General features: G+C 59.1%; 11 protein-coding genes. 3 read left to right on the top strand and 8 right to left on the bottom strand.

The genetic code is table 11. The annotated features are described in order from the left end of the window. The first annotated feature begins 200 nt into the window (after positions 1–200). The 3 genes from L1071_RS15495 to L1071_RS15485 all read left to right on the top strand — a co-directional run bounded on the left by L1071_RS15495 (position 201) and on the right by L1071_RS15485 (position 4,312). Entirely contained in the window at positions 201–1,178 is a 978-nt protein-coding gene (locus L1071_RS15495) for a TAXI family TRAP transporter solute-binding subunit (RefSeq protein ID WP_246976779.1), read from the top strand. A gap of 87 nt (positions 1,179–1,265) precedes the next feature. Beyond that, positions 1,266–3,443: a TRAP transporter permease gene (locus L1071_RS15490; RefSeq protein ID WP_246976776.1), complete on the top strand. Its 2,178-nt coding sequence runs from the start codon at positions 1,266–1,268 to the stop codon at positions 3,441–3,443. A gap of 167 nt (positions 3,444–3,610) precedes the next feature. Then, complete coding sequence (locus L1071_RS15485; protein WP_246900450.1) at positions 3,611–4,312, top strand: hypothetical protein; 702 nt, start codon at positions 3,611–3,613, stop codon at positions 4,310–4,312. 12 nt (positions 4,313–4,324) lie between these two features. Here L1071_RS15485 and tusA read toward each other — a convergent pair whose 3' ends face one another. The 8 genes from tusA to L1071_RS15445 form a co-directional block, all read right to left on the bottom strand. Beyond that, positions 4,325–4,576 (bottom strand): sulfurtransferase TusA, encoded by a 252-nt coding sequence (gene tusA, locus L1071_RS15480; RefSeq protein WP_246900451.1) that lies wholly within the window; start codon positions 4,574–4,576, stop codon positions 4,325–4,327. A 57-nt stretch (positions 4,577–4,633) separates the two neighbouring features. Beyond that, entirely contained in the window at positions 4,634–5,707 is a 1,074-nt protein-coding gene (gene rlmM / locus L1071_RS15475) for a 23S rRNA (cytidine(2498)-2'-O)-methyltransferase RlmM (RefSeq protein WP_246976773.1), read from the bottom strand. Between the two features lie 116 nt (positions 5,708–5,823). Beyond that, on the bottom strand, positions 5,824–6,954 hold the full coding sequence (locus L1071_RS15470; protein ID WP_246976769.1) for an ABC transporter ATP-binding protein: 1,131 nt from the start codon (positions 6,952–6,954) through the stop codon (positions 5,824–5,826). Positions 6,955–6,968: 14 nt separating this feature from the next. After that, on the bottom strand, positions 6,969–7,847 hold the full coding sequence (locus L1071_RS15465; RefSeq protein ID WP_246976766.1) for a carbohydrate ABC transporter permease: 879 nt from the start codon (positions 7,845–7,847) through the stop codon (positions 6,969–6,971). Beyond that, positions 7,840–8,769: a carbohydrate ABC transporter permease gene (locus tag L1071_RS15460; protein WP_246976763.1), complete on the bottom strand. Its 930-nt coding sequence runs from the start codon at positions 8,767–8,769 to the stop codon at positions 7,840–7,842. Before L1071_RS15460 ends, L1071_RS15465 begins: the two co-directional genes overlap by 8 nt. A 72-nt stretch (positions 8,770–8,841) precedes the next feature. Beyond that, positions 8,842–10,095: an ABC transporter substrate-binding protein gene (locus L1071_RS15455; RefSeq protein ID WP_246976760.1), complete on the bottom strand. Its 1,254-nt coding sequence runs from the start codon at positions 10,093–10,095 to the stop codon at positions 8,842–8,844. A gap of 346 nt (positions 10,096–10,441) precedes the next feature. Further along, positions 10,442–11,884: an ATP-binding protein gene (locus L1071_RS15450; RefSeq protein WP_246976757.1), complete on the bottom strand. Its 1,443-nt coding sequence runs from the start codon at positions 11,882–11,884 to the stop codon at positions 10,442–10,444. Continuing rightward, positions 11,881–12,594: a response regulator gene (locus tag L1071_RS15445; RefSeq protein ID WP_246976754.1), complete on the bottom strand. Its 714-nt coding sequence runs from the start codon at positions 12,592–12,594 to the stop codon at positions 11,881–11,883. The genes L1071_RS15450 and L1071_RS15445 overlap by 4 nt, the downstream gene beginning before the upstream one ends. Between the last annotated feature and the right edge of the window lie 244 nt (positions 12,595–12,838).

Here is a 12,838-nt window from a genome sequence, read left to right as displayed (position 1 = left end):
TTTGTGCGGACTTCCAGCCATGATAGGCCAATCTCTCTTCCACCTTCGTCGCACATAAAGATCGTAACCATATGAAAATAAAATATTAATCAAAAAATGGAATGGCAGTTGCCCCTGATAATACGTATTTAACGAGCTTGATACCCCCATAGCTCGGCAATGGATACGCATAATCACAATCGATATCGGGAGAATTCGCCATGTCTATCAAGACACACGCCTTGACCGCCACCCTCGCAGGGGCCATGTGCTTCGCCACCGTGGCGCAAGCCGACCGTGAGGATTGGCCGGAGAACTTTACCGTGGGCACCGCCAGCCAGGGCGGCACGTACTTCGTGTATGGCTCCGGCTGGGCCAATATGATCGCCGACGAACTGGGGCTTTCAGGCGGTGGCGAAGTCACCGGCGGCCCCAACCAGAACCTGGCCTTGGTACACACAGGTGAAGTAGCGCTCGGCCTGACCACCATGGGGCCAGCGGCCGATGCCGTGGCCGGCAAGAGTTCATTGGCGCCGGGTGTGAAAATGGACAATGTCTGTGCGCTGTTCCCCATGTACGAGACACCGTTTTCCATCACCACGCTTGCCGACAGCGGCATCGAGTCGATCTCGGATATCCCCGACGGAGCCAGCATCGGTTTCGGCCCGGCGGCGTCCACGTCGGACACCTACTTCCCGCCCATGCTCGAGACCTTGGGTGTCGAGTTCGACCGTCGTAACGGCGGATGGAATGACCTGGGCGGCCAATTGCAGGACGGTCTGATCGACGTCATCGCCTTCGCCGCCGGCATTCCGATTCCCGCCGTCAGCCAGCTCGAGGTGCAAACCGACGTCAATATCATCGAGTTCACCGAGGAGGAGCAGGCCAAGGTAATGGAGGAATTCCCGGTCTCGGCGTTCTCGATTCCCGCCGATACCTACCAGACCCTCGAAGACGATGCTCGCGCGGTCTCCATGTGGAACTTCACCATCGCCGGCTGCGATCTCCCAGAGGACTTGGTCTACGAGATCACCAAGCTGAGCATGGAGAACAACGACAAGATGCGCGATATCCACCGCAGCGCCGAATTCAGCGTTCCCGAGAATCTCGAGTACAACACCGTGCTGCCCTTCCACCCCGGTGCCGTGCGTTGGTACGAGGAAAATGGCTACGAAATTCCCGAAGAACTGAAGCGCTAAGTCGCTCTTTTACCTGAACGCCGCCCCGCATCGCTACGCTGCGGGGCGGCATGCATACCCTCCTTATTCACACCCAAGGGTGTTTTTATGTCTCAACGTGCCCAATCCCATGACGAGGGAGTCGACGACGTCGTCCAGTCCGTCAATGCTGACGGTGTCGACGAGGTCGCCGTCGAGTCCAATCGACGCCTCTACGGCGGATGGCAGTGGTGGCTATTCGGCGCCCTGGCCATCGCCTATTCACTCTTTCACCTAGTCTCGCTCAACATCTATCCCCTCGAGACGTGGTCGTTTCGCATTCTGCACATCGCCGGGGCCCTGATACTGGGCTATGGCTTCTACGCCGGGACACAATTCGCCGAGACCCCGCAAGCGCGCTCGAGTGCCTGGCTGCGCTGGTTGAGCTATGCCATGTTGCTCCCGGCGCTCTATGCCTTGGTTCGGGTGGCGATGATGTATCAAACGATGAACGATGGCGCCATGCGCATCGCCCCCGAGATCGAGGCCTGGCACTTCGGCTATCCGTTGCTGCTGGCTACCGTGGCGGGCATCGTGCTGTCATGGAGCTATCGACAGGTGCGCGACGGATTGTCGCCAGCGGATGCGGTGTTGATGGTCTGCTCGCTGGCCGTGGCCAGCTATTTGCTGGTGATGTTCAATAGTCAGCTACGCGCCTCCACCGGCACGCCCTTCGCCCCCATGGGAATTTCCTACGCGGCCATTGCCGGTTCGCTGATGATTCTCGAGCTGACGCGCCGCGTCGCCGGTCTCGCGCTGGTGATCATCTCCACGATCTTTCTGGTCTATGTCTTTGTCGGGCCTCATCTACCTGGTTTCCTCGGCTACCCGGGCCTCTCGGTCGGCCGCTTCTTCAGTCAGGTCTACACCGATGCCGGTATTCTCGGGCCGACCACCGCCGTTTCCTCGACTTACATCATCTTGTTCATCATCTTTGCGGCGTTTCTGCAGGCCTCCAAGGTCGGTGACTATTTCGTCAACTTCGCCTTCGCCGCCGCCGGGCGTACGCGTGGCGGCCCCGCCAAGGTCTCGATCTTCGCCTCGGGACTGATGGGCATGATCAACGGTACCTCCGCCGGCAACGTGGTTTCCACCGGTTCGCTGACCATCCCGCTGATGAAGAAGGTCGGCTATCCGCCACGCAGCGCCGGCGCCATCGAGGCGGCCGCCTCCACCGGCGGGCAGATCATGCCGCCGATCATGGGCGCCGGGGCTTTCATCATGGCCGAGATCACCGGCATCCCGTATACCGAGATCGCCATCGCCGCCCTAATTCCGGCCATCCTGTATTTCGCCTCGGTCTATTTCATGGTCGATTTCGAGGCCGCTCGCAAGGGCATGCGCGGCATGCGCAAGGACGAGATCCCGCGTTTCTCGAAGCTCGTCAAGCAAGTCTACCTGTTCGCACCGATCATCATCCTGATCGTCGCGCTGTTCATGGGTTACTCGGTGATTCGCGCGGGCACGCTGGCGACGGCCTCCGCCGCCGTGGTGAGCTGGATCTCGCCGAACAAGATGGGAATACGCGCCATCCTCAAGGCGCTGCAACTGGCCGGGACGATGTCGATTCAGATCATCGCCGTATGCGCCTGTGCCGGGTTGATTGTCGGCGTGATCGCGCTGACCGGCGTCGGGGCACGCTTCTCTTCCTTACTGCTCGGCCTGGCCGGGGTCAGCCAATTGCTGGCGCTGATCTTCGCCATGTGCATCAGCATCCTATTGGGCATGGGCATGCCGACCACCGCCGCTTACGCCGTCGCGGCATCCGTGGTGGCGCCCGGCTTGATCGACATCGGCATTCAGCCGTTGGTGGCCCACTTCTTCGTGTTCTATTTTGCGGTGGTCTCGGCCATCACGCCGCCAGTGGCACTGGCGTCTTACGCGGCAGCGGGGATCTCGGGCGACAATGCCATGGGCACCTCCGTGGCCTCATTCAAGATCGGCCTGGCAGCCTTCATCGTGCCGTTCATGTTCTTCTACAGCCCGGCCATGCTGATGGAGGGCTCGTGGCTGCAGATTCTGCGTGTCGGCGTCACCGCAACGCTCGGTATCGTGCTGCTGTCGGCCACTGTGCAGGCGTGGTTCTTCGGGCCAGTCAAAGTCTGGCAACGCCTCGTGATGCTGATAGGCGCGCTGTGCATGATTTATGGTGGCATCTACACCGATATCATCGGCCTGATGATCGGCGTGGGACTTTATGCCATGCAACGAACTCGTAATGGCACGTCGACCGCCGCGCCGCGTTAACGTCCTGGGTTCGCACTACTCCAAACGCCCCCGTTCGGTTCGACCGTGCGGGGGCGTGACGTGTGGTAACCGAAAAAAACACTACGCCAGTGCTTAACTTTCCATGTTGGCCTGTGCTAATAGTGAAGTGAGGTCTTGGCCTATTACTGCTGCGCAAGGAGGTTGCCATGGGTAACGTTTCGTCCCCACGCACCGCCCGGGTCATTGACCTGGATACCATGAGGCAGCGACGTCAGGCGCAGCGTCGCCTTCTACGCCTGGCGCCTGAGCTGGATGGCCTCGAGATGCTGTATCACCTGGCGTCGGACCCGGACACGCTGTACGGCATGCCGCTATTGGCCTGGGGGCTCCGCGAAAGCGGCGAGGTGGTTGGCCTGGTCCCCTGGATGGAGACTCTGACCGTCTGCCAGGAGCTGGATAGTCCCGATCATGGGCACTTTTTTGGCTATCGCGATCCCGAAACGGAAGAGATTTTCCACGCGCCGCCCGAGCATAAAGTCTATGAACTGGAACATGCCGCCGCGTATTTCGATTATGAAGAGACGTCGGCACCGACCTTGATACAGCAGTTGCCCGATACCCAGGGCACGCATGCGCTGTGCCTCGCCAGCGACGGTGAGAGCTGGCAACTCAAGCAGGTATTTGGCTGGCGCTTGTATAACGACGGCAACGTGGAATCGCTACTCGTCGACGAGAAGCGTGTCGAGCAGACGCCGGTCGTGGCTGGCGATGCCTGCCTCTACGCCGGCCATAGCCGCCATGCGACGGTGTATTACTTCCAGCGTCATATCGCCAATCAGATCAAGCAGCAGGACCCCACTACAATGGAGGCCCTCGCCGTGATGACAACGCCTTCATCATCGCCTTGACGAAGAGAAGCGTCAGGCTAGGCGAATGACGTAACGGTAATAGTCATCCTGCTGATGCTGCGACACGAGTTCATGGCCCAGGAAGGTACAGAACTTGGGGACGTCGCGTGTCGTGGCGGGGTCCGTGGCGATGACCTCCAGAAGTTGGCCAACCTGCATGTCCCGTACCCGATTGTGCATCATCATGATCGGTTCGGGACAATACAGACCGGACGTATCCAGCACGGCATCCGGCGTGGGTAGGGACGTATCGGGATCGGACATAAATGACATAACCTCGTGTTCGCTCAAGCTCGATGATGCGCTATCGCCGTGACGACCTCAATCCTGCAGGACCACATGCACGGTCACTTCCTCGCGGTCATGGTAAAGATGCCGAGCACGTATCTGTGCCCGCACGCCAGCTCGATGCAGGCTCTCCTCCAGGCGTGTCAGGCAACGTGCGACTTCTTCCCAGCGCTTCTTCATGGGCAGTTTCAGGTTGAAGATCGCTTCACGGCACCACTGCTTGATCAACCAGCGTTCCACCATGTCGATGACCCGCATGGGCTTGTCGACGATGTCGCACACCAGCCAATCGAGGCGCATCGGAGGTTCCCAGACAAACGCATCCTCGCGCAAGTGCTCGACTTGGCCCGTGGCCATCAGCGTCGCGTCCATGGGGCCATTGTCGATGGCGTAGACATACATGCCTTGGCGTACGAGCTGATAGGTCCAGCCTCCGGGGGCGGCACCGAGATCGGCCGCCTGCATGGCATCGTTGAGGCGCACCGGCCAGGCGTCACGCGGCACGAAGACATGCCAGGCTTCTTCGAGTTTGAGGGTCGAGCGACTCGGGGCTTCACGCGGAAACTTCAGCCGCCATATGCCGTCGAGATGCTCGGCACGGTTACCGGGGAAACTTATTGCCAGTTGGACGCGGTCCCCCGCCGTCCAGTATAGATGCAAGCGTCGGCCACCGGCCTTGCGACGCAGCGCACCGCGCTTTTTGAGCGTGCTTTCCAGCGGCTTGCGCAACGCCTTCATCAAGCCGGCCAGCGCTTTCTCTTCATTGGTATCCGGGGTTTCCTGCCAGATCGATTCGAACGACCAGCCGCTGGCGACGACGAGCTCGACGATTGCCGTCAGCCGGTCGTCACGCGGCAAATCGTCAAGGGGTGGAAACGCCACCAGCGATTGCCGCGCGAACACCAAGGACGCGAGCGGTAGGTTACGATGCACGTCATTGGCTGGCGTGGCGGGATCGAGCACGAAGCGCACATGGCCGCTGCCCGACGCCGTGATAGGGTATCCCACCTGCCCCACATGGGCGGCCTTTTCCGAGATTTCGGCGCTCAGGTCCTTCTCGAAACCGGGGCGGCAATAGAGTAGCCACTCGTGCGGACAGACGGCCATGTTCGACTCCAGGATCAGCGGGCCGGCAGTCTAACCAGCGGACAGTACGCGAGGCAAGCCATCATGCCCCGCACTCGGTTCCGTCACTGGCCGTGCCTCGCGCATCTGACGTCTTGCTATGCCAGGCGCCGCTGGGTCTTTCCATCGAACAAGACGGCGCGACTCAAGTCGGCACGCAATGCTACTCGATCCTCTGCGACGACGTGAGTCTTGGGGGCGAGTCGAACCGTCACCTCATGACCGGCCAATCGCGCCTGCAGCAAGGTATCCGCTCCGGTGGGTTCAACCACCGTCGCAATCACCTCGATCTCCGTACCGTCGTAGACAGTTTCCATGCGGGCCTCGTCTTCAACGAAGTGCTCGGGGCGTAGTCCCAGCACAAGCCGTTCGCCGACATGTTCATGCAGTGCCGGTACCTCGCGCGCTGCCGGCCAGGGCAATTCCAGCGGCGTCCCTGAGACATCCTGCTCATCGAGAACACGCAGAATATACTCAGCGTCGCGCTTGACCAGCGTCACGGGAATGAAATTCATCGACGGCGAGCCCATGAACCCTGCTACGAACATGTCCACGGGATCGTTATAGACTTCGTCGGGCGTGCCCAGTTGCAGGATCTCGCCATCGCGCATCACCGCGATCCTGTCGGCCAGGGTCATGGCCTCGATCTGATCGTGCGTGACATAGACGATGGTGGTCCCGAGACGCTGGTGCAGCTTCTTAATCTCGGTGCGCATCTCCACACGCAGCTTGGCATCCAGGTTCGAGAGCGGTTCGTCGAACAGATAGATCTGCGGCTCACGCGCCAGGGCACGGCCCATGGCCACACGCTGGCGCTGCCCACCCGATAGCTGCGACGGCTTGCGATCAAGCAGCGGCGTGATCTGCAATAGCTCGGCCACACGCGAGACCGCCTCTTCGCGCTGAGCCTTGGGCATCTTGCGCATTTCCAACCCGAAGGAAATGTTCTGGCGTACTGTCATGCTCGGGTAGAGCGCATACGACTGGAAGACCATGGCAATATCGCGCTCGGCTGGCGTGCGCCAAGTCACATCGTCGCCACCGATCAGTATCTCGCCAGCAGTGACCGGCTCCAGGCCGGCGATGGCGTTCATCAGCGTCGACTTACCGCAGCCGGACGGCCCGACCAGGATCAGGAACTCACCGGAGTCGATCGCCAGCGAAATATCCTTGAGCACCTTTTCGATGCCAAACGTCTTGTCTACGTTACGAATTTCCAATGCGGACATAATGACCTCTTTAATCAACCCTTGACGGAACCTGCGGTCAGCCCGCGCACGAAATATTTTCCGGCCAGCACATACACCACCAATGTCGGCAAAGCGGCGATCATGGCCGCTGCCATGTCGACGTTGTACTCCTTAACGCCGGTGGAGGTATTGACCATATTGTTGAGTGCCACCGTCACCGGTTGCGAGTCGAAACCCGCGAACGACACCCCGAACAGGAAGTCATTCCAGATCTGAGTAAATTGCCAGATGACCGTCACGGTAATGATGGGCCCCGATACGGGTAGCAGAATGCGCCAGAAAATTCGCCAGAAACCCGCCCCATCGAGCTTGGCGGCGGCGATCATTTCATCGGGTATCGACACGTAATAGTTACGGAAGAAAAGCGTCGTGAACGCGATGCCGTACACTACATGCACGAGCACCAAGCCACCCGTGGAACTTGCCAGCCCCAGCCACCCCAACGTCCTCGCCATGGGCATGAGCACCACCTGGAACGGGACGAAGCAGCCGAACAGCAGCAGTGCAAAACACAGGTTGGCGCCGCGAAAACGCCATTTGGTCAACACATAGCCATTAAGCGCGCCCACGAAAGAGGAAATCGCCACGGCGGGCACGACGATGGCTATCGAGTTGAGGAAGTAGCCCGACATGCCATTACAGCGCATACCGGTGCAGGCCGAACTCCATGCCTTGCTCCAGGCCTCGAAGGAAATCGTACTGGGTAGCGATAACAAGCCACCGGCACGGATGTCATCCAGGGGTTTCAGCGATGTCAGGAGCATGACCACGAGTGGCAATAGATACACGAGTGCCGCCACGATCAGCAGCGTATATAACCCACCTCGCCATAGCCGTGCCGAGGTCGTATGTCGACGTACCATGTTAGCCATTTCGCTGCCCTCGCAATTCGGAATACAGGTACGGCACCAAAATCGCCAACACACCGCACAGCATCATGATCGCACTCGCCGACCCTAGGCCGATCTGCCCCCGTGTGAAGGTGTGCGCATACATGAAAGTGGCGGGCAGGTCGGTCGCGTAGCCGGGGCCGCCTCCCGTCAGCGCCATGACAAGATCGAAACTCTTGATGGCGATATGGGCGAGAATCATCACGGCGCTGAACACCACGGGGCGCAGGCTCGGCAGAACGATACGCATGTAGATACGCGGCAAACTGGCGCCATCCAGCGCCGCCGCCTGAAAGAGGCTGTCGTCGATACTCCTGAGACCGGCCAGGAACAAGGCCATCACGAACCCGGAAGCTTGCCATACGGCGGCAATCACCAGGGTGTAAATCGCCATATCGCTATCGACGAGCCAGTTGAAGGTGAAGTCTTCGAATCCCCAGCCACGCACCATCGCCTGGATACCCAATCCCGGGTTGAGCAACCAGCGCCAGACGACCCCGGTCACGATCAGGGAAAGTGCCATCGGGTAGAGATACACCGTGCGCAGCGCGCCTTCCTGGCGGATACGCTGATCGAGAAAAATCGCCAGCAGTAGCCCTATCACCAGACAGCTCACGATGAACAAGCCACCGAACACCACCAGGTTAGTGGCCGCCACGTGCCAGCGTTCATTGGCAAAAAGTCGCGCATACTGCGCGAACCCGACGAAATCGTACTGCGGTAACATCCGCGAATTGGTCAACGACAGCAGAAACGTCCACAGCATGTAGCCATAGACGAAAAACAACGCCACCGCTAGCGAGGGCGCGACAACCAGACGGGGCAATACACGTTCAATATGGCCCGCCAGAGAGCGACGGTGTCGTCGCTCGCCGGTGGCAGGCGCAGATACATTGGATGGCATCGACGATATCCTTTTGACAAGACACGATTACTCGCTGCCGACTCAAGCCTCGGCAGCGAGCAATGACTTACCTCACTCGGCCGCGCGTACGGCGCTGACCAGTCGTTCTGAGGCAGTTTCGGCCTTCATGTCAGGATCATTGAAGAAGTTGGTGATGACATCGAACACCGCACCTTGCTGACTATCCGACACCGCCATGCCATGCGCCAGGCTGGGTACCAGCGCGTCTTCGTCCATGGCGACATCGAAGGCCTCACGCGACGCCTTGGCGCAGGCATCGAAATCGTCGAGGGAGACGTCCAAGCGCACCGGAATGGAGCCTTTGGCTTGGTTGAACTGAACCTGGAAATCTTTCGACAAAACGATACTCGCCAGATCCAACTGGGCCTGTTGCTGACCTTCGTCGTCGACATCGAACATGGCCAGGCTATCGGTATTGTAGGAGAACATGCTTTCGGTCATCGGCGGGGCCACACATTCATAGTCTTCGCCCGGCGTCATGCCCGCAGCAGTGAACTCGCCCTTGGCCCAGTCGCCCATGATCTGCATGGCCGCCTTGCCATTGATGACCATCGATGTGGCGATGTTCCAATCACGCCCGGCAATGTTTTCATCCATCGTGCCGCGTAGCTTCTTGAAGGTCTTGAGCGACTCGATCATGGTGTCGCTGGTCAGCGCTTCTGGGTCCAGGTCGACGAACGCCTTGCGATAGAAATCGCCACCGCCGATCCCCATCATGACCACTTCGAAAACGGTCGCATCCTGCCAGGGCTGACCACCGTGAGCGAGCGGAATGTAGCCCGCCTCGCGAATCTTGTCGGCAGCGTCGAAGAACTCGTCCCAAGTCTGCGGCACGTGATCCACGCCCGAGTCTTCCAGCACCTCAGGGTTGGCCCAGATCCAGTTGATACGGTGGATATTGACGGGAACCGCGGCATAGTGACCATCGACTTTATCGGCGGCGGCAATTTCCTCTGGAAGAAAGTCGTTCCACCCATCGTCTTCGGCGGCTTTATCGATGTTACCGAGGAACCCCATATCGCCCCACTCTTTAATCAAGGGCCCCTTGATTTGCGCCACCGCCGGTGGATTCCCCGAAATCGCACGCGATTTGAGTACCGTCATGGCACTATCACCCGCGCCGCCGGCAACCGCGAAATCTTTCCAGGTGTGGCCCTTGGCCTCGAGTTTTTCCTTGAGCAGATTGGCAGCCTTGGCTTCGCCCCCCGAGGTCCACCAATGCAGGACCTCGATTTCAGCGGCATTGGCCTGTCCCGCGGCAGCAGCCAGCAGAGCACCTGCGGCGAGCGCATGGATGGTTTTCATGGCGTAACTCCTTATGGTTGTTATCGCGACATGGGTCGCTCAATCACGAGGGAACCTCATGTCTTTCACGTCTCGGGGGGCGACCAGCGAAGCGTCGACGGGGCAAGGAAAAAGAAGACCCGAAGGGCAGTCATGCCCAGCACTGTTAACACTCGAATGAATGACGCCATCCGCAGCCGTTATCGTTATTACGTCAGTCCCTTGTTGGCGACCATGAGCCAGCGGATCTAACGCCCCGATCCTGGCTTTGAGCGTAGCGCATGCCAACATGCGTTTGGGTTACCGAGTCTTACAAAGTCTTGGCGTCATATTGCAGCACTGTAATATTCACGACACCTTGGGCCGCTCAATGCACCAGGGGCAGGCTTAACCGGACGTTCAGTCCCCCTTCGCGCGACTCACTCAAGTAGACCTCTCCACCGTGGGCACTCACGATATGCCGAGCAATGGCAAGCCCCAGTCCGCTGCCCCCCGTGTGGCGACTTCGGGAAGGCTCGAGCCGCACGAACGGTTGAAAGACACGCTCACGCTGGGCTTGGGGAATGCCCGGCCCATCGTCGCCGATGTCGATGACAATACGCTGACTATCTCGCTGCAGCGTTATAAACACGTGCTGCGCATAGAAAATGCCGTTCTCAATAAGGTTGGCCAAGCAGCGCTTGAGCGCCAAAGGCTTGGCCGACAGCCAACCTGCGTGCCCCTCAAGGTGGATCGAAGCACCTTCATGTACGGCAAGATCCTCCATGATGCCCTTCACCAGTGCATCTACGTCGATCGCTGAAGCCGTCTCATGAAGATCTAATCCTTTCACCGACGCCAAGGCCCCTTTCACTAGTTGATCCATTTCATCCAAGGAGCGTATGAACGCCTCGCGCTGAGCGGATGAGTCGAGCATCTCGGCGCGCAGGCGCAAGCGTGTGATGGGCGTTTTCAGATCGTGAGAAATGGCAGAAAACAAGCGTTCACGCTCCTCCACTTGATGACGAATCCGCTCGCTCATGCGATTGAAGGCCATTGCGGTATCACGCAGTTCACGCGGCCCGCGTTCGGCAAGCGGCGGCGACTCGAGATCATCCCCCAGACGTCTTGCCGCTTTGGCCAAGACCGAGAGCGGCCTTGTCGACCAGCGTATTCCCCATAACGACAGCGCGATGACCGTCAGTAATACGGCAATGGAAACGAAGAGCCGATCACCGGATAGCCAGGTGGCGTCTTCCAGGGACTCCGCCATGGGCAGGGAGGTGGCGACGAACAGCCAGTTGCTTCCTTCGAGGGGCATTTGCACGACAAGAATGGGCGTCGCCAAAGGTCTGATGGCCAAGCTGCGATGCGCCCAATGTGAGGGAAGTTCCGCGAGGGGAACTTCATTATTGAACACACGCAGATCGCTGGGCCGTGAAAAGCCGATGTACATCTCGCGTTGCCCAAGCTCTTGCACGAGCCCATCTCGCAAATTAGCGGCCACCATCTCGCGCGCCTTGCCTCCACTGGTACTCGGCAAGTCGATGCGATGGTCGTTGACGCTGACGAAGAAGCGGGTACCGCCCATATCGCGCAATTGATCAAGCACGATATGCCGATACTCATACGGCAAGGAACTAAAGTAACGTACGGTGGCGGCTAAACTTTCGGCGAGATGACGCGATAAGGTGTCGAGTCTCACCAGGCGCTCACGATTTTCCTGCCAACTCCAGATGCCGTAGCTGGCAACCTGAGCGCCTAAAACGCCCAGCAACATGATCAGTACGAAGCGGCCCCTCAGGGTACCCGGACGCCACCACCGCTTCACACCACCGATTCCACAGGCGCGGCCAGGACATAGCCCGCCCCGCGTACGGTACGGATCAATTGCGAATGCTGGGCGTCTTCCCCGAGGCGCTGGCGCAAGCGGCAGACGTGTACATCGATGGAGCGATCCAGGGGCGGCGCGCGACGTCCCCGGCTCAGGTCAAACAAGCGCTCGCGAGACAAAACCTGCTCGGGATGATCAAGAAACACGCCGAGCAACTGATAATCCGCGCCCGACAAATGGCTCCGATTACCCGCATCATCGATCAGCTCACGTGTAATACGGTCCAGCGACCAGGGCCCAAAGCGAACGATGCGTGTAGCCGCAGCCGGTAACGGCCTAACACGACGCAATATTGCCTTGATGCGTGCCAGAAGCTCGCGCGGGTTGAATGGCTTGGCTAGATAGTCGTCGGCTCCTAGCTCGAGCCCGAGAATGCGGTCGGTTTCATCCACGCTGGCGGTTAGCATGATGATAGGCAAGCTGCTGTGGCGGCGAAGATCACGACAAAGCGATAAGCCATCCTCTCCCGGCATCATGATGTCGAGTATCAGCAAATCGGGGGCTTCATCGCGTATCAAGGCAGGTACTGCATCGCCATCTTCACCCAACACGACCTTGAAACCATGCCGCTCTAGATAAGCTTGCAACAATTCACGAATTTCGGCGTCGTCATCGATGACCGCCACTGTCGTATGATTCATCGTCATGGTGGGAGACGCTCCCTGCCGCTGCTTCTCAATTCGACAGAAGGCACTGCGGGTATTTGTTGGTTATCGTCACGATTCTGTATCGATGATGCGATGGGCTTCTCTGTGCATCAAGCGAATCATGGCGTGACGCGACCAAAGGGGGAGGAATATAACGTACATACGCAATATGGGTGGGTTTTATAGGCGCCTGAACGATACTCGATGTAGTAGCTTTTCATTCACCAGAGCCACACTCAGCATT

The organism is Chromohalobacter sarecensis (genome assembly GCF_023061135.1).
Classification (GTDB): Bacteria; Pseudomonadota; Gammaproteobacteria; order Pseudomonadales; family Halomonadaceae; genus Chromohalobacter; species Chromohalobacter sarecensis.
The sequence above is the reverse complement of the archived record's forward strand: the minus strand, read 5'-3'. Positions and strand labels throughout refer to the sequence as shown.